Origin of the sequence: Alloactinosynnema sp. L-07 (assembly GCF_900070365.1) — a bacterium.
GTDB lineage: Bacteria > Actinomycetota > Actinomycetes > Mycobacteriales > Pseudonocardiaceae > Actinokineospora.
The window spans coordinates 5,737,696-5,759,486 of the sequence record NZ_LN850107.1 but is presented as its reverse complement, the minus strand read 5'-3'; the positions used below and the strand labels follow the sequence as shown (position 1 = coordinate 5,759,486).

Here is a 21,791-nt window from a genome sequence, read left to right as displayed (position 1 = left end):
GGAAGTCACTTCCCCGCGCCGACGAGAGCCGCGTTGTCGGTCAGATCGGTGTGGTACTCCACGGAGTCGCCGGTCAGCTGCATGAACGCCTCTTCCAGCGAACCGCGCTGCGGGCTCAGCTCGTGCAGCACGGCGCCGGTGGAGGCGGCCAGCTCGCCGATGTCGGCGCAGTCCATCCCGGACACGATCAGGCTCTCGCCCTCGTCGCGCAGTCCGACCCCGGTGCGGCCGAGCGCGGTGCGCAGCGCCGACAGGTGCGGGCTGCGGACGCGGACGGTGTTCTCGGTGGCCTGGGCCACGAAGTCCTCGGTGCTGGTCTGCATGATGAGCTTGCCGCGGCCGATGACGACGAGTTCCTGCGCGGTCAGCGCCATCTCGGAGAGCAGGTGGCTGGAGACGAAGACCGTGCGGCCCTCGTCGGCCAGGCGGTGCATGAACTTGCGGATCCAAAGGATGCCCTCGGGGTCCAGACCGTTGACCGGCTCGTCGAACAGCAGCACCTGCGGGTCGCCCAGCAGCGCGGCGGCGATGCCGAGGCGCTGGGACATGCCGAGGGAGAAGCCGCCCGCGCGCTTGCTCGCCACGGAGGTGAGGCCGACCAGGTCGAGGACCTCGTCGACGCGCTTGGCGGAGATCTTGTTGGACTTGGCCATCCACTGCAGGTGCGCCCGCGCGGAGCGGTTGGGGTGCACCCACTTGGCGTCGAGCAAGGCGCCGACGGTGCGCAGCGGGTGGTGCAGGTCGCGGTAGTGCTGCCCGTCGATGAGCGCCGAGCCCCCGGTCGGCGCGTCCAGTCCCAGGATCATCCGCATCGTCGTGGACTTGCCCGCGCCGTTCGGGCCGAGGAAGCCGGTTACCCGGCCCGTCGGCACGCTGAACGACAGGTTGTCCACGGCGAGGGTCTTCCCATACCGCTTGGTGAGGCCGACTGCCTCGATCATGGTTTCTCCTCGTATCCGGTGCCTCGCTCGGGTCGCGACGGCTCCCCCACTGCACAAATCCTGTTCCGCCGGGATGGGCGCCCGCGTCGTCCTGTGGTCGCGACCCGGGATCACCTTGCGGGACTAGCCTCCATCAACCGTGAGGCTGACCTCATCGGGAACGACCCTGACCCCACCCTGATCCCGGATGGCCGCCGAGTCGGGGTGACACGATTAATGAACTGTGGTTCACTAATGGTGTGGCTCGCCCCAAGACCATCACCGACCAGCGGTTACTCGACGCGGCGGGCGAGATCATCGGGCGCAATGGGCCCGGCTTCACCCTGGCCCAGGTCGCCGCCGAGGCTCAGGTCTCGGTGGGCACGGTGGCGCAGCGGTTCGGCTCGAAGGCCGGGCTGCTGCGCGCGCTGACGACCCATTGGACCGGTCGGGTCGCGCTCGACATGCGCGCGGCGGCCGAGGCGCACGAGTCGCCTGTGGACGGTCTGCGGGCGGCGGCGGTCGTCACCCACCTCGGCCTGGGCGACGCCGAGACGGCGGCCAACCACCTCGGCCAACTCGGTGTCGACCTGGTCGACCCGGTTCTGCGGGGGTTGCTGGGCGAGCACTACGCGGCGATGGAGGGCGAACTTCGCCGGGCCGTGGTCGCCGCCGCGTCGGATCTCCCGCGCGCACCGGATGCGGTTCGGGCGGCGCGGGTCTTGCTGGCGGTGGTGAACGGGGTATCGATGGACTGGTCGATCCGCCCGGTCGGTGTGCTGGGCGACCGGCTGGCGGAGGACGTGGACGCGGTAATAGACGGCTGGAGGGGATGATCGTGGATTTGAAAGGCAAGGTCGCCGTGGTGACCGGCGCGACGCGTGGCTGTGGGCGCGGGATCGCGGTGGAACTGGGCGCGGCGGGTGCGACGGTGTACGTGACGGGTCGGACCACGCGGGAGACCGCGTCTCCCATGGGACGCAAGGAAACCATCGAGGAGACCGCTGAGCTGGTCTCCTCGGCTGGGGGGCACGGTATCCCGGTCCGCTGCGACTACACGGTTCTGTCCGATGTGGACGCTCTGCGGGCTCGGATCTCGTCCGACCATGGCGCGCTGGACATCCTGGTGGACGACATCTGGGGTGGCGATCTGTTCGTGGAGTTCGGCACGCCGTTCTGGGAGTCCGATTTGGACAAGGCGCTCGGGGTCGTTCGCAATGGTCTGGAGACGCACCTGATCGCGCTGCACCGGCTGGTGCCGTTGGTGGTCGGCAAGCCTGGCGGGTTGGTCATCGAGGTGACGGACGGGGATGTGGATGACTATCCGGGTCCGGTCGGGATCCCGTATCACTTGGTGAAATCCGGCGTGCGGGCGATTGGGCGGGCGGTGGCGGACGACCTGGCCGCGAAAGGCTGCACTGGGCTTTCGGTGACGCCTGGGTATTTGCGGTCGGAGATGATGATGGAGCACTACGGGGTGACTGAGGAGACGTGGGAGTCGACCACGGTTCCCGACTATCGGATGTCGGAGACTCCGCGCTTTCTTGGGCGTGGGGTGGTGGCGCTGGCTTCGGATCCGGATGTGAAGCGGTTCTCGGGCAAGACGTTGGCCAGTTGGACTCTTATGCGGGAATACGGGTTCACTGACGTCGACGGCAGCAAGCCGGACTGGGGGCGGTGGTTCAAGGACGTTCATGGGGGTGGGCTGGACCCGGCATCGGTGGATCCGGCGCCGTATCGGTAGGCCATTTTGGCTGGTGGGCGCCTGTTTGGGTGGTTCGCCTTGATTTGGGGACCCCTGGAAATGGGCCTGTGCGGGTCAAAAGGCGAGGTCAAGAAGACTCACCCGCACCGCGAGTTTAGGCCCATTTCCCCCAAATCAAGGCGAACCACCCAAACAGGCCGTTCTGTTCGGCCCCTTACGTTTTGTGGGTTATGCGTCTCCTGGACGGACCAGGCCGGTTTCGTAGGCGAGCACTACTGCTTGGACTCGGTCTCGCAGTTCCAGTTTTGCCAGGACTCGGCCGACGTGCGTTTTCACCGTTGCCTCTGACAAGAACAGTTTGCGGGCGATTTCTGTGTTGGAGAGGCCGTGGGCGATCAGGACCAGGACCTCGCGTTCCCGCTCGGTCAGTGCTTCCAGGACCGTTGCGTCTCGGGGTTCGCCGCCGCCCGGACCTAGGAATCGGTCTAGCAGCCGTCGTGTGACGCTGGGAGAGACCACCGCGTCGCCGCTGGCCACCGATCGCAACGCCGAGACCAGGTGGGATGGCGGGGTGTCCTTGAGGAGGAAACCGCTCGCTCCGCAGCGCAGGGCCGACAACGCGTACTCGTCCAGGTCGAAGGTGGTCATGACCAGGACCTTTGACGTGCCTGCCTCGGTGATCACCCGGGTGGCCTCGACCCCGTCCAGCACCGGCATGCGTACGTCCATCAGCACCACATCGGGCCTGAGTTTCTCGGCCAGCTCGATGGCGGCGCGGCCGTCGCCTGCTTCGCCGACGACCTCCATGTCCTCTTGGGCGCCGAGCACCATGCGGAAGCCGACGCGCATCAGTTCCTGATCATCGACAAGCACAACCCTGATCACGCGTCCCAACGTAGCCTCCTTGGCCATGTGGGCGGCGGGCGCCGGGTCATCGTCAGTTCCCGGAGACCGGCAGGACCGCGCGGACCCGCCAGCCGCCGCCCGGTTCGGGGCCCGCTTGCAGGGTTCCGCCGAAGACGTTCGCCCGTTCCCGCATGCCGATCAGGCCGTTGCCGCCGACCACGTTCGCCAGCGCCTTTCCCGAGCCGCGGTCGGTGATGTCGAGTTCGACCCGGTCGCCGACCCGCGCCACGTTGACCGACGCCGTGGCGCCGGGGCCAGCGTGTTTGATCGTGTTGGTCAGGGCCTCCTGGACGATCCGGTAGATGCCCAGGCTCACGCCGGTGGGCAGGTCGTCGAGGTCGCCTGCCAAGTCCAGCTGGACCGGCACGCCCACCGCGCGCACCCGTTCGGCCAGGTCGGAGATCGACTGGGTGCCTGGCTGTGGGGCCCGGTCGGAGTCGGCACCGTCGTCGCGCAGGACGCCGAGGAGGCGGCGGAGTTCGGTGAGGGCCTCGCGGCCGGTCGCCGAGATGGTGTTGACCGCGCGCTCGGCCATCTCCGGGTTGGACCGCACCGCGTACGCCGCGCCGTCGGCTTGCACGACGATCACGCTGACCGCGTGCGCGACGACGTCGTGCAGTTCGCGGGCGATGCGGGCGCGTTCCTCGCCGACGGCGATGCGGGCCTGCTGGTCGCGCTCGGTCTCCAGCAGGGCGAGCCTGGCCTCGACCTCCACGTGATAGGCCTTGCGGGCGCCGGTGAACTCGCCGAGGACCCAGCACAGCGCGAAGATCACCACGATCACCAGCAGCGGCAGGATCGCGTCGGGGAAGCTGATCCGCCAGATCGCCCACGCCGTGGTGCCGATCCCGAGCCACACCAGGTAGAGCAGCGCCTGCTTGCGGCCGACGTAGGTGACCAGGGTGTAGAGCGAGATGCCCAGCGCGAAGTCGGCGACGCGCACCCGCACGTCGGCCATGGGGTCGGTGACCTGGGTCTGGCCGTGGGTGACGAGCTGGGCGAACCCGGCCAGCAGGATCAGGTACGCCGAGAGCATCGGGTTCTGCCGCCGGATGACCAGCGGGGCGAGCAGCCCGATGCCGACCAGCCAGTACGCCCACGCCGCCGCGGCGTCGAAGTCGATGAAGAGCGAAGGCAGCTCCAGCACGACGAACAGCATCGCGATCACGGTGTCGCCCGCCACCGGGTGCCGTTTCATCCACATACTCAGTCGCCGCACTGGACAAGCGTAGGCAGCCCCACCACGCCCGGACGTCAACCTCCCGGTGGATCCTTGGTCCGCCCTGGGACTGACCGCGCCTAAGGCGCGTTCTGTGGGTTCAGTTTGTCGGTAGGGCGATCCGGGCGATGCTGTGGGCTGCGATGGTGGCGGCGGTGCGGGTGAGCAGGCCGTGGAAGGTGTGAGCGCCGTGTCGGGCGAGTTCCATGGTGTCGGTGAGTTCTCTGAAGGTGGTTTCCACGCGGTTGCGCCACTCGGCGATGATCTTCTGCAGGGTGGCTGGCATGGTCGCGCGGTCGGCCTTGGTTGGCGGCACCAGGTTTGTGATCCCTTGTGCGGCAAGGGATTTGGTGAAGGCTCGGCCGTTGAAGCCTTTTTCGTTGAGCAGGCCGACGAGGTGCTCGGCGCCGGCGATCAGGTCGGGGACCAGTGCGCGTTCGCTCACTGTCGCGGGCACGATCGCCCAGGCTCGGACCAGCCGCGAACCCAGGTCGGTGCGCACAGCGAGGCGGAAACCGTAGAACCACTCGCCGTGTGCGGCGTCGCGGCCGAAACGGGCGCACAGCTCGTTGGGCCCGGTCCAGGAGTCCGGGCCGCGGACCCGGCTGGGGTGTTTGACCGGCAGCGCGGAGGTGTCGATCTGACCCCAGGTGTCGGCAGGGACCGTGGCGAGCACGGCCTGGCGGATCTGTTCGTAGGCGCCATAGAGCCAGCGGGCGCGGCGGTTCACCTCGCTGATGTGAGGCAGCGACGGGAACAGTCGTGGCCACTCGCGGCGGATCTCGGCGACGAATCCGGACTCGCTGCGCCGACCCATCAGGTGTCTGACCAGCCCAATCGTGATGATCTCGGCGTCAGTGCAGGCCGGTGCCGGACCAGGACGCGGCGGGATGACCACCACTGCATCCTTGATCAGGTCATCGACGAGGACGTAGCAGTGGACGAACAGATCCTCAGCAGGCAACATGACAGTGCCCCTCGCAGGTCGGCGATCTTCAGCAATCACCAGCCTGCGCAGGGGCACCTTCATATCCAGCACCAACACGCCGACCAACCCACAAAACGCGCCTAAGGGGACCGGGACGGCGGCTGACCACGGTGACCGACCAATCGTGACATCGCCTCAATCGTGACCAACCGTAAGAATTTCGGGGAGGCGGATCAGTACGATTCCACTCGAAACATCGAGGAGGCCACCGCTTGAGCGAGCAGCATCTCGCCGGACCGCTGTCGGCCGCGGTCGCCAATCTGTGCCAGCGCCTGCAGCCGCAGGTCTCGGCGCGCACGGCGGCGGGGTTCCGTGAGGTCCTGCGCAGGTTGTCCGCGCCCCTGCAGGTCGCGGTGGCGGGCCGGATCAAGTCGGGCAAGTCGACGCTGGTCAACGCCCTCATCGGGCGCCGCGTCGCGCCGACCGACGTCGGCGAGTGCACCCGGCTGGTCACCCGGTTCCAGTACGGCACGGTCGACCGGGTCGAGCTGGTCTTCTTCGACGGCACCAAGCAGGTGCTGCCCTTCGATGTCGGCGGCATGATCCCCAACGATCTTGAGGTCGATTTCGACAAGGTCTCCCACCTTGAGGCGTACCTGACCAACGCGGTCCTGCGCGACCTCACCGTCATCGACACCCCCGGCCTCGGCTCACTCGACGCCGCCTCGGTCAAGCGCACCGAGCAACTCCTGGGCGCCGCCAAGGACAAAGAGGACGACAGCGAAGAGGGCTCCGACGACCTCGACGACACCTCCCGCAACGCCGTCGCGGGCGCCGAGGCCGTGCTCTACGTCGTCACCCAGGGCGTGCGCGCCGACGACCAGCAGGCGTTGGCCGCGTTCACCGCCGCCACCGCGAGCCGCGAGGCGGGCCCGGTCAACGCGATCGCCGTGCTCAACAAGGCCGACACGATCATCCCGGAGTCGGTGACCGGCAGCGATGGCGATGTCTGGAAGGCGGCCACGCTGCTGGCCGAGAAGCAGGCCGCCACCCTCAAGCCGCGCGTCGCCGACGTCATCCCGGTGATCGGCCTGCTCGCCGAGTCCGCCGAGTCCGGCGGCTTCACCTCAGCCGACGCCGACGCCCTGCGCGCGCTGGCCGCCCTCGACGACATCACGTGGGAGACCATGTTGATGTCGGCCGACATCTTCACCAGCTGGGACTGCGACGTGGCCACGGGCACCCGGGTCAAACTGCTGGAGAAGCTCGACCTCTACGGCATCCGCACCGCCGTCGACGCGATCAAGGCCGAACCCGAGCTCACCGCGGGCGCCCTGCGCCGCAGGCTGCTCGACGCCTCCGGCCTGGCGGGCGTGCGCAGCAGGCTCGACGCGGTCTTCCGCGCCCGCGCCGACGGCATCAAGGCCGCCGCCGCGCTTGCCTCGGTCACCGCGCTGGCCCACGCCTCGGGCGACCCCGGCGAGCGCCAGCGCGTGCACGACGCCATCGAGGTCCTGCTCGCCAAGCCCGAGGCCCACCAGCTGCGCCTGCTCGAAGCCCTGACCCTGGTCACCTCCGGCGCGGTGGACATGCCGGAGGACCTGGCCGAGGAGGTCCTGCGGGTCGGCAGCAGCGCCGAGGTGGGCGAGCAACTGGGCATGAAGGGCCGACCGCACAAGGAGCTGTCGGCATACGCGCTGGAGCGGGCGGGCTGGTGGCGCTCGTTCGCCTCGTTCGGCGCCACCCCGGCGCAGAGCCGCGTCGCGCACGTCGTGCACCGCGCTTACTTCCTGATCTGGCAACAACTTCGCGAACAGGCTGGGTGACACGGTGTCCTGGTTCAAAGGCAAGCGCAAAGACGAAGACTCGACCATTCAGGTCACCGCCCAAGTGATCGCCGACGCCGACCAGGCCGCCGAGCCGGAGCCCGTGCCGTTGCCGTTGCCGACCCCGCCGGAGATCGAGCTGTCCGACGACTTCCGGATCGAGCCCGCGCTGGTCAGCATCGCTCCCGAGCTGTACGACCAGGCCGTCGACGAGCGGCGTTCGCTGGTCACCCTGTGCCTCTACGCCCACGACCGGGCGCGCAGCTCCGGGGTGGCCGAGCGGATCGAGGCGGGCCTGGCCGCCGTCGGCGTCGTCGCGGTCCGGCCGGACGGGGCCAAGTTCGACCCGGCGCTGCACGAGGCGGGCGGCACCGCGACCACCGCGGACGACTCGCTCGACGGAACCGTGGCCGAGACCGAGGTCGTCGGGTTCAGTGACCGCGGCCAGGTGCTGCGCCCGCCGATCGTCACCGTCTACACCAAGGCAGGCGCATGACCAAGCCGCTGACACTGCCCCAGCAGGTAGCGCAGGCCAGGGAAAAGCTGATCGCGCTGCTCAAGGAGGCCGAGCCGGACGCCGCGCAGTGGGTCGAGGAGATCCGGTCCAAGAGGCGCAAGAAGCCGTCGGTCGTCGTGGTCGGCGAGACCAACCGGGGCAAGAGTTCGCTGGTCAACGCCTTGATCGACACCCCAGGCCTGTCCCCGGTCGACGCCGACGTCGCCACCGCGACCTATCTGGTGTTCGGCCACGCCGATGAGTGGCAGGCCCGCGCCTGCTACCCCGGCCAGCTCGCGCCGGTCCCGGTCGACCTGGCCAAGCTGGTCAACTGGGTCTCGGCCGCGCACGAACTGCCCGACGGCGAGCTGCCGCCCCGCTACGTCGAGGTCGACGGCCCGTCCGACCTGCTCGACAAGCTGATCCTGGTCGACACCCCCGGCGTCGGCGGGCTCGACTCGGTGCACGGCGACCTGGCCATCGAGGCCGCCGCCTCGGCCACGGCCCTGCTGTTCGTCGTCGACGCGTCCGCGCCGTTCACCATCGGCGAGCTGACCTTCCTGGCCAACATCGGCGAGCGGGTCGAGACCGTGGTCTTCGCTTTGTCCAAAGTGGACCAGTTCCGGGGCTGGCGGCAGGTGATGGAGGCCAACCAGACGCTGCTGACCGAACACGCGCCGCGGTTCGCGGGGGCCACCTTCTATCCAGTGTCGTCGCGGATGTACGAGATGGCGGGCAAGGCGCCCAGCCCCGAGGCCGCCGCGATGCTCAGGGAACGTTCTGGGGTGGCCGAGTTGGGCCAGGCGCTGCGCGCCCTGCTGGTGGGCCGGTCGGCGATGCTTGCCGAGGCCAACACGCTGCGGGCGCTGTCCTCCACCCTCGGCGAACTCAAGGTCAAGCTCGACAACGAGCGCCGCGCCCTGACCACCGGCGAGGCCGAGGCCGAGGCACTGCGCGCCCGCAAGGACGAGCTGACCTCCGAGCGCCGGTCCTCCACCCGGGGCTGGCAGGTCAAGCTGCGCAGCGAGGTCCAGCGCGCGCGGCTGGAGAACGCCCACGAGGTCAGCCGCCAGATGCGCGACCTGCAATCGTGGTTCCGCCAGGCCATCGACACCGCTGACCGCGACAAGCTCAAGGAACTGCCCGGCCAGGTCGACGCCGCGATGCAGATGGTGTCGGGGCGGATCAGCCAGTCGGTCAGCGAGCGGCTCAACCAGGTCGCCGACACGGTGCTCAGCGAGCTGTTCAGCGCCGAGGAACTGGCGGTCATCCGCTCCCAGTTCGCCCGGTCGGGACAGTCGCAAGTGGTCCTGCGCGCCGCTGAGAAGCGGCTGCCGACCGCCGAGGACAAGCTGCTGATCTTCATGGGCGTCTCCGGCGGCTTCGGCGCGGGCAAGATGGCCGTGCTGCCGATCGCGGGCGCGGTCGCCGCGCCCATCCTGCTGGTGCCCACGATCATCATCGGCCTCGGCGCGGGCTGGTGGATCGCGCGTACCCGCAAGCACACCGCCGACAAGCAGCACATGAAGCTGTGGCTCAACGAGTCGATCGCCGATTCGAGGTCCACATTGGATCAACTGGTCTCCGAGCAGCTCATCGACGCGGAGTCCCAACTGTCGCTGGCGCTCGACGAGGCGCTCGGCAAGCGCATCGTCGGGATCGAGGAGCAGCTCCGCGAGGTCGACAAGGCATTACGACTTGATGTGAGCGAGCGGCAAAAGCTTGTGACCGTGGTAAACAAGCGGCTGACCGATGTGGTCGCCGGACGTGACCGCGCGGAGAAGCTGCTCGCCAGCATTCGGTCCGTGCGCGACAAGAATTGACCCGAACAGCGGTACCTAGGTTTCTAGGTACCGTCGGGAACCGGACCGACGAGGCGTCAGTCATACCCACAACAAAGAGCGGATTGAAGGGGGTTTCACGTGTACGTGGACGAGACCGGCGCCGACACGACCGACACCACCGCGGATGACACCGCGGGCCACGACGAGCTGACCGTCGAGGTGGGTGGCGAGGAGTACGAGGTCGAAGAGAACTACGACTACGACGGCGACAACAAGAACGACACCGCCGTCGTGCAGACCGAAGACGGCTACATGGCCTTCACGGACACCGACGGCGACGGCACCGCGGACACCATGGTCCAGCTCGACGAGGAAGGCAACGTCACCGGCGCCGCCGAGTACGACGAGGCCTCCGGCGAGTGGGCCGAGGCCGACCCCGACTCCGTCGAGGCCCCCAGCGGCGACGGCGCCGACGACAGCGGCTCGGCCAAGCCCGCGTCGAACGACGATGACGATGACAAGCCCGCCAAGAAGGACGACGACGACAGCGACCTGCCCACGTCCAAGGACGACGACGGCGGCAGCGAGACCATCACCGTCGACACCAAGGACGGCGACGTCACCGCGGGCCCGGCGGAGTACGACGCCGACGGCGACGGCACCAACGACACCTCGGTCGTCACCGACGAGGAGGGCAACACCTACGCGTTCACCGACGCCGACGGCGACGGCGAGGCCGACCAGGCGATCGTGGTCGAGGCCGACGGCGACGTGACCATCGCCGAGCACACCGGCGAGGACGAGTGGACCACCGTCGAGACCGGACACATCAACGCCGACGGCTCCTACGAGTCCGACAGCTCGGGCACCCCCAGCGGCTCCGACGCCGCGTGGAACACCTCCGCGGGCGTCCCGGACGACTCGGTCTGACCGCATGATCGTCACTCAAGGTGACGAATGAGGACAAATAGAAGATCCCGGCGCGGGCGACCGCGCCGGGATCTTTTGTTGATCGGCCCACCTGACGTGGGAAGACTCACGTTACGTCGCGCCTGTTCGCAAACCGGACACCCGGATGTCCGAATTTCGACTACGCATCCGTGTACTGAATCGATTCCCTTATCGTTCTTGTGAGAGAACCGACAGGACAGGTCTCGGTTACCTGCCGGTCACTTCGCTAGCCTCATTGCATTCCTTCAAGCACGCACCCGCTCCACCCAGAGCGGGCGCGTAGCTATTCGATGAGGACGCCGTCGGTCCACCAGGGCGTGATGGCGTCCTGATCGGCATTTCGGCGTTCAGCCAGGAGACGAGGCGGAGATGACGGCAGTGACAATCCCTGGTGTCGACCAGGCACCGACGACACACCAGCGGCTCCTGTCCTGGGTGCGCGAGGTGGCCGAACTGACCGTTCCGGATGAGGTCGTCTGGGTCGACGGCTCCGACGAGGAGTGGACCCGGCTGACCGACAAGCTGGTCGACGCGGGCACCTTCACGCGTCTGGCGAAGAAGCCGAACTCCTTCTACGCGGCTTCCGACCCCAACGACGTCGCGCGCGTCGAGGAGCGCACCTACATCTGTTCGGCCGACCCGGCTGACTGCGGTCCCACCAACAACTGGATGGACCCGGCCGAGATGAAGGCCGTCATGACCGAGCTCTACCGGGGCTCGATGCGCGGCCGCACCATGTACGTGATCCCGTTCTGCATGGGCCCGCTCGACGCGGAGAACCCGATGCTCGGCGTGGAGATCACCGACTCCGAGTACGTCGTGGTCTCGATGAAGATCATGACCCGGATGGGCACCAAGGCCCTTGAGCGCTTCGTCGACGCCGATGGCACCGAGCGCGACTTCGTGCCCGCGCTGCACTCGATCGGCGCCCCGCTGGAGCCGGGCCAGGCCGACGTCGCGTGGCCGTGCAACGACACCAAGTACATCGTGCACTTCCCGGAAGAGCGCGTGATCTGGAGCTACGGGTCGGGCTACGGCGGCAACGCGCTGCTGGGCAAGAAGTGCTACTCGCTGCGGATCGCCTCGGCGATGGGCCGTGACGAGGGCTGGCTGGCCGAGCACATGCTGATCCTCAAGCTGACCTCGCCGGAGAACAAGGTCTACTTCGTCGCCGCGGCCTTCCCGAGCGCGTGTGGCAAGACCAACCTGGCGATGCTGGAGCCGACCGTGCCGGGTTGGAAGGTCGAGACCATCGGCGACGACATCGCCTGGATGCGGTTCGGTGAGGACGGCCGCCTCTGGGCGGTGAACCCGGAGAACGGCTTCTTCGGCGTGGCGCCGGGCACCGACTACCACACCAACCCCAACGCGATGCGCACCATCGCCAAGGGCAACTCGCTGTTCACCAACGTCGCGCTGACCGATGACGGTGACATCTGGTGGGAGGGCATGGGCGAGGCGCCCGAGCACCTCACCTCGTGGAAGAAGAACGACTGGGCGCCGGGCGCCGACGAGAAGGCCGCGCACCCGAACTCGCGCTACTGCACGCCGATCGAGCAGTGCGACACCAAGGCGCCGGAGTGGGACGACCCGAAGGGTGTGCCGATCTCGGCGATCTTCTTCGGCGGACGCCGGGCGACAACGATTCCGCTGATCACCGAGTCGCGCAGCTGGCAGCACGGCACCTTCATGGGCGCCACCCTGTCCAGCGAGACCACCGCGGCCGCGGTCGGCCAGGTCGGTGTCGTGCGCCGCGACCCGATGGCGATGCTGCCGTTCATCGGCTACCACGCCGGTGACTACTTCAACCACTGGATCGAGACCGGCAAGCGCGCCGACGCGACCAAGCTGCCGAAGATCTTCTACGTCAACTGGTTCCGCCGGGGCGAGGACAAGCAGTTCCTGTGGCCTGGATTCGGTGAGAACTCCCGCGTGCTGAAGTGGGCCATCGAGCGCATCGAGGGCAAGGCCGCGGCCGTGGAGACCCCGATCGGCTACGTGCCGACGATCGACGACCTCGACCTCGACGGTGTGGACGGCGTTCGCGCCGACATCGAGGCCGCGCTCCAGGTCGACGCCGACGAGTGGCGGGCCGAGCTGCCGCTGATCGAGGAGTGGTTCGACAAGATCGGCGACAAGCTCCCGACGCCACTGCGCGACGAGCTGGCAGCGCTCAAGCAGCGCCTGGGCTAGTCCGCCTCCCCGAGATTCTAGGTTCGGTTCCGTGACGAGACCACGGTGCGCTGGCGAGCGCACCGTGGTCTTTTTGCTTCGCGTTCCCCTTAGGCTGCGGTTGCGAGGGCGACGGCTTCTCTCACGTCGGCGTTTCCGGCGTCACTAAATCCGTGCGTGCTCGTCTTCAAGATATGAAGGGGCGGACGAAAACAGGAGGTTGAGGACGGTGGGCGAGGCAGACAGATGGCGCTGGCGCATGTCGGGCTACGACGACAGGGTGCACGCGTTCCCCAGCGATGAGCGGCCCGCGAGCTTCGTCGAGGCGGCGTGCACACACAGCGTCCCGTTCGGCAAGATCCGCAGCACCCACGAAGGCCCCCGATGCCTGGCCTGCCTGTTGATCATCGGTGATCGACTGGCCGAGCAGCACAGCATCTCCGCGTTCGACCAGTAGCCCAGCCGTCCACAGCCTGTGGACGAAGCTATCCACAACCTGTGGACAAACTTGTGCACAGCCTGTGGACACATCGCCCTTGCGGTGAGTGAATCGCGGCATCGTTTCGTTATCGGTGAGGTAGTGACGTGATCGGCGTCGCACTCTAGTGTTGCCCGGCAACACGTCACCGACGACAAGCGAGGTGCGCCGATGCCCCGAGCTGGGAAAACGGGCTCCAACTTCCGCTGGAGCCCTTGGAATCTGCTGCTCGCGATTCCCCTGCTCTGGTTGATCACACCGATCTACAACCGGACCGGACCAGAACTGTTCGGGATGCCGTTCTTCTACTGGTTCCAGTTCCTCGGGATCATCGTCGGCGTCCTGTGTACAACGTTGGTGTTCATCAAGACCAAGGACCGTCCCGACAAGCCCGGCCCCGACCGCGTCGACCAGGGGGCGGGCCGGTGACCGACCTGCACTGGACCGAGCTGATCGTCTTCGCGCTCCTCTTCGGCGTCGTCACCGTCATGGGGTTCGTCGCCGCCAAGTGGAAGGCGGGCGACACCCTCGAACACCTCGACGAGTGGGGCCTCGGCGGGCGCAAGTTCGGCTCGTGGATCACCTGGTTCCTCATCGGCGGCGACCTCTACACCGCCTACACCTTCGTCGCGGTCCCGGCGCTGATGTTCAGCGCGGGCGCGGCCGGGTTCTTCGCGCTGCCCTACACGGTGATCGTCTACCCGATCGTCTTCATGCCGCTGCTGCGCATGTGGTCGGTGTCGCGGGTGCACGGATACGTGACTCCGGCGGACTTCGTTCGAGGCCGCTACGGCTCGTCGTGGCTGGCGCTGCTGGTGGCGATCACCGGGATCGTGGCGACGATGCCGTATATCGCGCTACAACTGGTGGGCTTGGAGGCGGTGCTGCGCACGCTCGGGTTCAACGGCTCCGGGATCGTCGGGCATCTGCCGCTGCTGATCGCGTTCGTGATCCTGGCGGTCTACACGTATCAGTCCGGCCTGCGCGCGCCCGCGCTGATCGCGTTCGTCAAGGACATCCTGATCTACGTGGTGATCATCGTCGCGGTGATCTACCTGCCGATCAAGCTCGGCGGCTGGAGCGAGATCTTCGGCGCGGCCGACGCGAAGTTCAAGGCCACCCCTGCGGCGGGCGACGGCTTGCTGCTCAACGGCAACAACCAACTCCAGTACGCGACGCTGGCCCTGGGTTCGGCGCTGGCACTGTTCCTCTACCCGCACTCGATCACCGGCGTGCTCGCCTCGCGCGGGCGCACGGTGATCAAGCGGAACATGTCAGCGCTGCCCGCGTACTCGCTGCTGCTCGGCTTGCTCGCGCTGCTGGGCTTCATGGCGATCGCGGCCGGGACGAAACCGCTGGTCAACCAGGCCACCGGCAACCCGGACACGAATACCATCGTGCCCAACCTGTTCGAGCAGATGTTCCCGTCGTGGTTCGCGGGCATCGCCTTCGCCGCCATCGGCATCGGCGCGCTCGTGCCCGCCGCGATCATGTCGATCGCCGCGGCGAACCTGTGGACCCGCAACGTCTACAAGGAGTTCATCCACAAGGACGCCACCTCGGCGCAGGAAGCCAAGCAGGCCAAGCTCGCGTCGCTGGTGGTCAAGTTCGGCGCGGTCGCGTTCATCCTGTTCATCGACCCGCAGTTCTCCATCGACCTGCAGCTCATCGGCGGGGTGATGATCCTGCAGACGCTGCCAGCGGTGGCCATCGCGCTCTACACGCGCTGGTTCCACCTCCACGGCCTGATCGCGGGCTGGTTCGCGGGCATGGCGTGGGGGTTGTCGATGCTCTACAACATCCCGAGCGCGGACGGCAGGCGGGCGCACTTCGGGGCCTCGGCGCTCAAGCTCAACGATCTGAGCGTCTTCGGCTGGCACCCGTTCGCGGGCTCCGCGCTGCAGATCTACGTCGGCATACTCGCGTTGGCGCTGAACCTGTTGGTCGCGGTCGTGGTGACGATCGTGGCCCGGCGGCTGCGCACGTTCAACGGCACTGACGAGACCAACCCCGGCGACTACCACGTCGACGAGGGCGACAAGAGGGTCAAGAAGGTCGCCGCGCACTGAGGTCGGGAGGTGTGCGGGCCCGCAGGCCCGCACAACCTCACCTCGGGCGGCCGATGACCGCCAGCAGCACCAGCCCGCCCAGTATGGCGGGCACGATCCCCACGGTGAACGCGAGGACGATCAAGCCGACCACGGCCACGGCCACTATCGCCAGGGCGAGGTGCAGTGTCGGCGCCAGACCGCCCAGCGCCCGCTCCGCGGCGAGCATGAACCGCTCGCCCAGGGACAAGGCTCTGGTGGGTGCCTGTTTCGTCGACCCGGCCGAGCGTGGCGCGGGAACGGTGGGCGGGTTCTTGGGCGGGACATTCCGCAGGTGCACCGCGCGGCGGCGCCTGCTCTCTGGTCCTCTCACGGCCAAAGCGACAAACTCCTTAGATCTGTCTCGGTCGCCGTCGATTCTGCCGCCATTCGGCCCAAGATCCGGCTCTTACTTTCAAGTAGACGATGAGCGGAGCGTGGTCAGCGCCGAACGGAAGTCGCTCGACCCCGATGACCAATCGAGTGAATTCGCTGACCGGGTGCAACCGGCTGCTCGTCTGTTGGCCTATTCGGGTGGCGTCGGCGTTGTCGCAGGTCGGGCCACCAGCGAGGCCGCCCCGACGATGCCCGCGTCCTTGGTGTGCTCGGCCGCCACGACGCGCAGGTCGCTGACATAGCTGAGCTTGGCGTGCGTGGCCACGGCCGCCCGGATCGGGTCGAACAGCAGGTCGCCCGCCTGCGCGAGCCCGCCGCCGACGATGGCGAGTTCCAGGTCGAACAACACCGCCGCGGCCGCGATCGCCATCCCGACGGCCTGCCCACTGCGCGCGAACGCCGCGAGCGCGATCTCGTCGCCCGCCCGCGCCCCGTCCGCGAGCGCCTTCCCATCGGCGTCGGCGGGCGCGGCCCAGCCCTGCGCCTTCGCCCAGGCGACGATGTTCGGCCCGCTGGCCCGCACCTCGACGCAGCCGAGTCCGCCGCAGGGGCAGGCGGGCTCGGTCGCCACGGCCATGTGTCCGATGTGGCCCGCGTTCCCGGTCCGGCCGGGATATCCGCGCCCGCCGAGCACCAGGCCGCCGCCGACGCCGGTCGACACGACCAGCCCGAGCAGGTCGGCCACGCCCTGCCCGGCCCCGGTCCAGTGCTCCCCCAGCGCCATGCAGACGCCGTCGCCCGCGAGCTCGACGGGAATGTGGGGGAACAGCTCGGCCACCCGGTCGCGCAACGGGAACCCGCGCCACTCGGCGATGTTGACCGGCGAGACGGTGCCCGCCCGCAGGTCGACCGGCCCGGCGCTGGCCACGCCAACGCCGTCGACAGCGGTGTCGAGTTGGCGCACGCACTCGGTGATCGCGGCGAACACCGCGTCGGCGGTGCCCTCCGGGGTGGGGACTTGCAGCCGGTCGAGGACGGTGCCCTCGCTGTCGACCACTCCGGCGGCGATCTTCGTCCCGCCGACATCGATGCCCAGGTATGCCACAGGAGAAGTATGAAGGAGCGGCGGATCTGCGCTTGTCTTCTGCTATATAGCGAATCTGCTAGATCAACCTATATTGACCTAGCGGTCATCGCCGACGGCCTTTTCGGCGTTACCTCCGTGTCCGCCGGATCACAGCGCAGGCCGGACAGCCGCCGGAATTTAGGTGCTGTTGACCGATGATTCGCCGGGATGTGCGCCAGTTCACCGGACAATCGCGTGCATTTGCCGGGGCGGAGGTGCATACTTGAGTCATGCCGGTCAGCCAGACAGGCAAACGACTTCCTGAAGGGGATGGCAACACCATGAACATCGCTGCGAAGATCCGCGCCCGCCGAGTCGAGGCCCGTACTCGCAAGGCGGTGTCCCACGCCATCGAAACCGCCGCGACCCCCTCGATGCGGCACGAACTGATCACCCTGGCTCAGCTGCAGAGCGTCACCTGGCGCTAAGACGTCAAATACACGGGCCAAATTGTGATGCAGGGCACAGTTTGGTCCCGTGTAACACGACCGGGACGAACCACGATGTTCCGGTTGACCCCGTAGTGCTGGCGGACCCCCGACCTGGCAGCACTACGGGGTTTCCTTATTTCCGCAGCAAGACGCCCGGGTTCAGGATTCCTGCCGGGTCCAGTGCCGCCTTCGCCGCCGTGAGTGCCAGTGCGAAGACGTCCGGCCGCTGCTTCTCATACGACGGCTGATGGTCCCGCCCGACCGCGTGATGGTGGGTAATGGTTCCACCGTTGGCGATGATCGCCTCGGACACCGCCGCCTTGATCTCGTCCCACTGTTCGACCGTGCTTCCCCAGCGGCCGGGCGCGTAGATCCCGTAGTACGGCGCCGGGCCGTCCGGGTAGACGTGGGTGAACCGGCAGCTCACGACGCCGATCCCGCAGACCCGCTCGATCGCGTCCTGCGCCGCCGCCGTCACAGCACTGTGGAAGGCGTCGAAGCGGTCCCACGTGCACGCGGTCTCGAACGTCTCCACGATCATGCTTCGCCGCGCGAGCGCGTCGCGCTGATAAGGCATGCGCAGGAACGACGACCGCCAGGTCCGCTCCTTGCGCTCCCCGATCACGCCGCCGTGGTCGGCCGCGATCTCCAGCGCCCGGTCGAGGGCCGTGGTGACCGGGTGGTCGGCCGACTCGAACCCCAAGATCAGGACCGACCCGGCCGCGCCTGCGTTGAGGTAGGCCTCGGTCGGGTCGAGCAGCCTGCAGTTGGTCGGATACAGCCCGGCCTGCGCGATGGTCCGGGTGGCGGCGACGGCGTCGGCGTAGTCCTGGAAGGTGACCGAGGCCGTCAGCTGCCATTTCGGCCGGTCCTGGAGTCGCACCCACGCCTCGGTGATCACCCCGAGTGTCCCCTCCGACCCGAGGAACAGCCGGTCCGGCGACGGTCCCGCCCCCGACCCCGGCAGCCGCCGCGACTCGCTGACACCCACCGGCGTGACCACCCGCAGCGACTCGGTCAGGTCATCGATGTGCGTGTAGAGCGTGGCGAAGTGCCCACCCGCGCGCGTCGCCAGCCAGCCCCCGAGAGTGGAGAAGGCGAACGATTGCGGGAAGTGGCGCAGGGTGAGGTCGTGCGGGCGCAGTTGGTCCTCAAGGTGCGGGCCGAACACCCCGGCCTGCACCCGCGCGGCCCGGCTGGTTCGGTCGATGTCCAGCACCTGGTCGAGCCGGGAGAGATCCATGGTCACCGCGGGTCCGTCGAACCGTGGCTCGACCCCACCGACCACCGAACTGCCGCCACCGAACGGGATCACCGGAATCTCAGCCCTGGTGCACCAGTCGAGGATGTCGATCACGTCCTGCTCGGACCCGGGCCGTGCGACCAGGTCCGGCACGTGGTCGAGCCGCCCGTGCAGGTTCCGCACGACATCCCGGAACGCCTTCCCGTGTGCGTGCGCGGCCCGGTCGACCACGTCATCCGAACACAGCTCGGCCAGCGAGGCGGGGGCGTCACCCGAGAGGGCGCTATCCCGAGGTCCTCCGGCGCGGGTGGCGCGTGGTCGGTGAAGTCGTGTTCTGGAAGCACCGCGCGGACCCGGGTGACCAGGTCAACGGCCTCCGCGTCGGTGACGGCGTCCTCGACCGTTCCCCAGCCCCACCACGACCGCATCGCTCCTCCTTGAATTGACTTGCCGGTACCTTGCCCCGGACTCCCCGGCCCTCGCCGCCGCCCGTATGGGCGGGCCCTGGCCGACTAGGGCTCGGATGGCGGCGGCGAGATCCTGGACGACGCCGGCCCGATGCGCACGGATCGCCGGGCTGCTTATTCGTCCATCCCCAGCAAGTACCGGCCGAAGTGGGGCACCGTGAACGCGATCCTGCCCCGTTCCGCCGAGTAGATCAGACCTTTCTTGATCAGCGAGTCCCGCGCGGGCGACAGCGACGACGGCTTGCGTCCCAAGTAGACGGCCACGTCCGACGTGCCCGCGCCCTCGTCCTTTCCCTCCGTCAGCTCCGCCATCGCCCGCAGGTACTCCCGCTCCGCAGGGGTCGCTCGTTCGTACCGCGAGCCGAAGAAGCCGACCGCCAGTTCCGCTTCCGCCTCGGGGGCCGCCACCGCGACGTCTTCGACGGTGATCGGATCGTCCGGGGCCGCGTCCCAGGCGGCTTTGCCGTAGGCCTGGATGAAATACGGGTAGCCGCCCGATCGTTCGAAGAGCGCGTCCAGGGCGGCGGGCGTGATCCCGGCTTCCTCGCGGTCGACCGGTGCCAGCACGGCCTGGTCGGCGTCGGCTCGGTCCAGGCGATCGATCCGGACGTAGCGGAACAGGCGCTCGGAGTAGGACTTGCTCGCCGACAGCACCGCGGGCAGGTGCGGCAGTCCCGCGCCCACGACCACCAACGGGGCGCCCGACTGGGACAGTTCGTGGCAGGCGGCGCACAGTGCGGAGATGTCGTCGGCGCCGATGTCCTGCATCTCGTCGATGAGGACGGCAACGCCGGTGCCGACGTCCTGGGCGAGTTCGGCGACGTCGGTGAACAGTTCGACCAGGTCGATCTCGATGTCGCCGGAGTCCGCGCGGCCGGTGGTGGCGGGCACGTCGATGCCCGGCTGCCAGCGTTCGCGGAGCTTGGCGTTGTCCGGGCTGGCGCGCAGCGCGAACGCCTTGAGCACGCCAAGCACCTGCTCCACCCGGTCCGGCGCGCGGTGGCGCACGGCCAGGTCACGCACTGCGCGGTGCAACGCGGCCGACAGGGGGCGGCGCAGGTCGGCGTCCGGGCGGGCCTCGATCTTGCCCGCGCCCCAGCCGCGGCGGACGGCCATCGAGCGCAGCTCGCCCAGTAGGACCGTCTTGCCGACGCCGCGCAGGCCGGTGAGGACCAGGCTTCGTTCCGGGCGGCCCCGCGCGACCCGCTCCAGGACCACCTCGAAGGCCTGTAACTCCTTCTCGCGGCCTGCGAGTTCCGGCGGGCGCTGGCCTGCGCCGGGGGCGAACGGGTTGCGGACCGGGTCCATCATCCGACGGTATCGGCGTCTCTAGTGTCAGCCCGATATTTGGCGAGAATCCCCTACGGCGTGTCGACCGTAGAAACGACTACGGCTCTCTAGTCCGAAGACTAGAGAGCCGTAGAGGACCGTACTTACTTCTCCAGGATGGCCGTGACGCCCTGGCCACCCGCCGCGCAGATCGAGATCAGGCCGCGGCCCGAGCCCTTCTCGTCGAGCAGCTTGGCCAGCGTCGCCACGATCCGGCCGCCGGTCGCGGCGAACGGGTGGCCCGCGGCCAGCGAGGAGCCGTTGACGTTGAGCTTCGCCCGGTCGATCGAGCCCAGCGGCTCGGTCAGGCCGAGCTTCTCCTTGGCGAACGCGACGTCCTCCCACGCGGCCAGCGTGGCGAGCACCTGCGACGCGAACGCCTCGTGGATCTCGTAGAAGTCGAACTCCTGCAGCGTCAGCCCGGCCCGCGCCAGCATCCGCGGCACCGCGTAGGCGGGCGCCATGAGCAGGCCCTCGCCGCCGTGGACGTAGTCGACGGCCGCCGTCTCGTGGAAGGTCAGGTACGCCAGGACCGGCAGCTTGCGCTCCTTGGCCCACTGCTCCGAGGCCAGCAGCACCGCGGACGCGCCGTCGGTGAGCGGGGTGGAGTTGCCCGCGGTCATGGTGCCGTCGGGGCCGCCGAACGCGGGCTTGAGCTTGGCCAGCTTCTCCGCCGACGAGTCCGGCCGCAGGTTCTGGTCGCGCGCGAGGCCCTGGAACGGGGTGACCAGGTCGTCGAAGAACCCGCGATCGTAGGCGGCGGCGAGCTTCTGGTGGCTCGAAGCCGCCAGCTCGTCCTGCGCCTCGCGGGTGATCCCCCACTCCTTGGCCGTCAGCGCGGCGTGGCCGCCCATCGACAGCCCGGTGCGCGGCTCGGAGTTCTCCGGGCGCTCCGGCGCCAGGTGGCTGGGCCGCAGCTTGGCCGCCAGCGCGAGCCGCTGCCCGACGGTCTTGGCGTTGTTGAGCGCGATCAGGATGCGCCGGAGATCGTCGTTGAGCGCCAGCGGCGCGTCGCTGGTGGTGTCGACACCGCCGGCGATGGCCGAGTCGATCTGGCCGAGCGCGATCTTGTTGGCCACCTGCATGATCGCCTGCAGACCCGTGCCACAGGCCTGCTGCACGTCGTAGGCGGGCGTCTCGGGCGAGAGCTTGCTGCCAAGCACGCACTCGCGGGCGAGGTTGAAGTCGCGGCTGTGCTTGAGGACGGCGCCCGCGGCGACCTCACCGACGCGGACGTCCTGCAGGCTGAACCGGGCCACGAGCCCGTCCAGCGCGGCGGTGAACATGTCCTGGTTCGACGCTCGGGCGTAAGGCCCGTTGGACCGGGCGAACGGAATCCGGTTCCCGCCGACGACCGCGACGCGGCGTACGCGAGTAGGGGCCATCT

The 21,791-nt window shown here is 68.5% G+C and carries 19 protein-coding genes and 1 pseudogene; 11 read left to right on the top strand and 9 right to left on the bottom strand.

Going from position 1 to position 21,791, the window contains the following annotated elements:
- Positions 1-5: 5 nt before the first annotated feature.
- Complete coding sequence (locus BN1701_RS26155) at positions 6-941, bottom strand: ABC transporter ATP-binding protein (protein WP_054053160.1); 936 nt, start codon at positions 939-941, stop codon at positions 6-8.
- A gap of 239 nt (positions 942-1,180) precedes the next feature.
- Between BN1701_RS26155 and BN1701_RS26150 the strand changes: the two genes are divergently transcribed.
- A complete protein-coding gene (locus BN1701_RS26150; protein WP_054053158.1) occupies positions 1,181-1,756 on the top strand; it encodes a TetR/AcrR family transcriptional regulator in 576 nt (191 codons plus the stop codon).
- Positions 1,753-2,664: an SDR family oxidoreductase gene (locus BN1701_RS26145; protein WP_054053156.1), complete on the top strand. Its 912-nt coding sequence runs from the start codon at positions 1,753-1,755 to the stop codon at positions 2,662-2,664. Before BN1701_RS26150 ends, BN1701_RS26145 begins: the two co-directional genes overlap by 4 nt.
- Positions 2,665-2,853: 189 nt before the next feature.
- Here BN1701_RS26145 and BN1701_RS26140 read toward each other — a convergent pair whose 3' ends face one another.
- From BN1701_RS26140 to BN1701_RS26130, 3 genes are all read right to left on the bottom strand, one after another.
- A complete protein-coding gene (locus tag BN1701_RS26140) occupies positions 2,854-3,510 on the bottom strand; it encodes a response regulator transcription factor (RefSeq protein WP_054053154.1) in 657 nt (218 codons plus the stop codon).
- Positions 3,511-3,562: 52 nt separating this feature from the next.
- On the bottom strand, positions 3,563-4,714 hold the full coding sequence (locus BN1701_RS26135; RefSeq protein WP_054053152.1) for a sensor histidine kinase: 1,152 nt from the start codon (positions 4,712-4,714) through the stop codon (positions 3,563-3,565).
- Positions 4,715-4,850: 136 nt separating this feature from the next.
- Positions 4,851-5,717 (bottom strand): transposase, encoded by an 867-nt coding sequence (locus tag BN1701_RS26130; RefSeq protein WP_054053150.1) that lies wholly within the window; start codon positions 5,715-5,717, stop codon positions 4,851-4,853.
- 233 nt (positions 5,718-5,950) lie between these two features.
- Between BN1701_RS26130 and BN1701_RS26125 the strand changes: the two genes are divergently transcribed.
- The 8 genes from BN1701_RS26125 (at position 5,951) to mctP (ending at position 15,454) form a co-directional block, all read left to right on the top strand.
- Positions 5,951-7,504: a dynamin family protein gene (locus BN1701_RS26125; protein ID WP_054053148.1), complete on the top strand. Its 1,554-nt coding sequence runs from the start codon at positions 5,951-5,953 to the stop codon at positions 7,502-7,504.
- A gap of 4 nt (positions 7,505-7,508) precedes the next feature.
- Entirely contained in the window at positions 7,509-8,000 is a 492-nt protein-coding gene (gene grpE / locus BN1701_RS26120; RefSeq protein ID WP_082860058.1) for a nucleotide exchange factor GrpE, read from the top strand.
- Positions 7,997-9,823 (top strand): dynamin family protein, encoded by a 1,827-nt coding sequence (locus BN1701_RS26115; RefSeq protein ID WP_054053146.1) that lies wholly within the window; start codon positions 7,997-7,999, stop codon positions 9,821-9,823. Before grpE ends, BN1701_RS26115 begins: the two co-directional genes overlap by 4 nt.
- A gap of 99 nt (positions 9,824-9,922) precedes the next feature.
- Entirely contained in the window at positions 9,923-10,714 is a 792-nt protein-coding gene (locus tag BN1701_RS26110) for a hypothetical protein (protein ID WP_054053144.1), read from the top strand.
- 390 nt (positions 10,715-11,104) lie between these two features.
- Positions 11,105-12,928: a phosphoenolpyruvate carboxykinase (GTP) gene (locus BN1701_RS26105; protein ID WP_054053142.1), complete on the top strand. Its 1,824-nt coding sequence runs from the start codon at positions 11,105-11,107 to the stop codon at positions 12,926-12,928.
- Positions 12,929-13,136: 208 nt separating this feature from the next.
- Positions 13,137-13,364: a hypothetical protein gene (locus tag BN1701_RS26100; RefSeq protein ID WP_157368227.1), complete on the top strand. Its 228-nt coding sequence runs from the start codon at positions 13,137-13,139 to the stop codon at positions 13,362-13,364.
- Between the two features lie 192 nt (positions 13,365-13,556).
- The gene (locus BN1701_RS26095; protein WP_054053138.1) at positions 13,557-13,814 is read left to right on the top strand and encodes a DUF3311 domain-containing protein; all 258 of its coding nucleotides are present in this window, start codon (positions 13,557-13,559) and stop codon (positions 13,812-13,814) included.
- A complete protein-coding gene (gene mctP, locus BN1701_RS26090; protein WP_054053136.1) occupies positions 13,811-15,454 on the top strand; it encodes a monocarboxylate uptake permease MctP in 1,644 nt (547 codons plus the stop codon). Before BN1701_RS26095 ends, mctP begins: the two co-directional genes overlap by 4 nt.
- A 37-nt stretch (positions 15,455-15,491) precedes the next feature.
- Here the strand turns inward: mctP and BN1701_RS36010 are convergent, their stop codons facing one another.
- Positions 15,492-15,806, bottom strand: coding sequence for a hypothetical protein (locus BN1701_RS36010; RefSeq protein ID WP_157368226.1), 315 nt, complete (start codon positions 15,804-15,806; stop codon positions 15,492-15,494).
- A 192-nt stretch (positions 15,807-15,998) separates the two neighbouring features.
- On the bottom strand, positions 15,999-16,913 hold the full coding sequence (locus tag BN1701_RS26080) for an ROK family protein (protein WP_054053132.1): 915 nt from the start codon (positions 16,911-16,913) through the stop codon (positions 15,999-16,001).
- A gap of 251 nt (positions 16,914-17,164) precedes the next feature.
- Between BN1701_RS26080 and BN1701_RS36555 the strand changes: the two genes are divergently transcribed.
- Complete coding sequence (locus BN1701_RS36555; RefSeq protein WP_231949971.1) at positions 17,165-17,362, top strand: hypothetical protein; 198 nt, start codon at positions 17,165-17,167, stop codon at positions 17,360-17,362.
- A 136-nt stretch (positions 17,363-17,498) separates the two neighbouring features.
- Here the strand turns inward: BN1701_RS36555 and BN1701_RS26075 are convergent.
- The 3 genes and pseudogenes from BN1701_RS26075 to BN1701_RS26065 all read right to left on the bottom strand — a co-directional run bounded on the left by BN1701_RS26075 (position 17,499) and on the right by BN1701_RS26065 (position 21,789).
- A pseudogene (locus tag BN1701_RS26075) lies at positions 17,499-19,036 on the bottom strand (FAD-binding oxidoreductase).
- A gap of 153 nt (positions 19,037-19,189) precedes the next feature.
- Positions 19,190-20,383 (bottom strand): ATP-binding protein, encoded by a 1,194-nt coding sequence (locus BN1701_RS26070; RefSeq protein ID WP_054056134.1) that lies wholly within the window; start codon positions 20,381-20,383, stop codon positions 19,190-19,192.
- A 125-nt stretch (positions 20,384-20,508) separates the two neighbouring features.
- Positions 20,509-21,789 (bottom strand): acetyl-CoA C-acetyltransferase, encoded by a 1,281-nt coding sequence (locus tag BN1701_RS26065; RefSeq protein WP_054053130.1) that lies wholly within the window; start codon positions 21,787-21,789, stop codon positions 20,509-20,511.
- Between the last annotated feature and the right edge of the window lie 2 nt (positions 21,790-21,791).

What these genes read in the sequence shown, in the direction of transcription:
- BN1701_RS26155 (WP_054053160.1), bottom strand. Translation starts at nt 941, where the DNA reads ATGATCGAGGCAGTCGGCCTCACCAAGCGGTATGGGAAGACCCTCGCC.
- BN1701_RS26145 (WP_054053156.1), top strand. Translation starts at nt 1,753, where the DNA reads ATGATCGTGGATTTGAAAGGCAAGGTCGCCGTGGTGACCGGCGCGACG.
- BN1701_RS26130 (WP_054053150.1), bottom strand. Translation starts at nt 5,717, where the DNA reads ATGTTGCCTGCTGAGGATCTGTTCGTCCACTGCTACGTCCTCGTCGAT.
- BN1701_RS26115 (WP_054053146.1), top strand. Translation starts at nt 7,997, where the DNA reads ATGACCAAGCCGCTGACACTGCCCCAGCAGGTAGCGCAGGCCAGGGAA.
- BN1701_RS26105 (WP_054053142.1), top strand. Translation starts at nt 11,105, where the DNA reads ATGACGGCAGTGACAATCCCTGGTGTCGACCAGGCACCGACGACACAC.
- BN1701_RS26095 (WP_054053138.1), top strand. Translation starts at nt 13,557, where the DNA reads ATGCCCCGAGCTGGGAAAACGGGCTCCAACTTCCGCTGGAGCCCTTGG.
- BN1701_RS36555 (WP_231949971.1), top strand. Translation starts at nt 17,165, where the DNA reads ATGCCGGTCAGCCAGACAGGCAAACGACTTCCTGAAGGGGATGGCAAC.
- BN1701_RS26070 (WP_054056134.1), bottom strand. Translation starts at nt 20,383, where the DNA reads ATGGACCCGGTCCGCAACCCGTTCGCCCCCGGCGCAGGCCAGCGCCCG.
- BN1701_RS26065 (WP_054053130.1), bottom strand. Translation starts at nt 21,789, where the DNA reads ATGGCCCCTACTCGCGTACGCCGCGTCGCGGTCGTCGGCGGGAACCGG.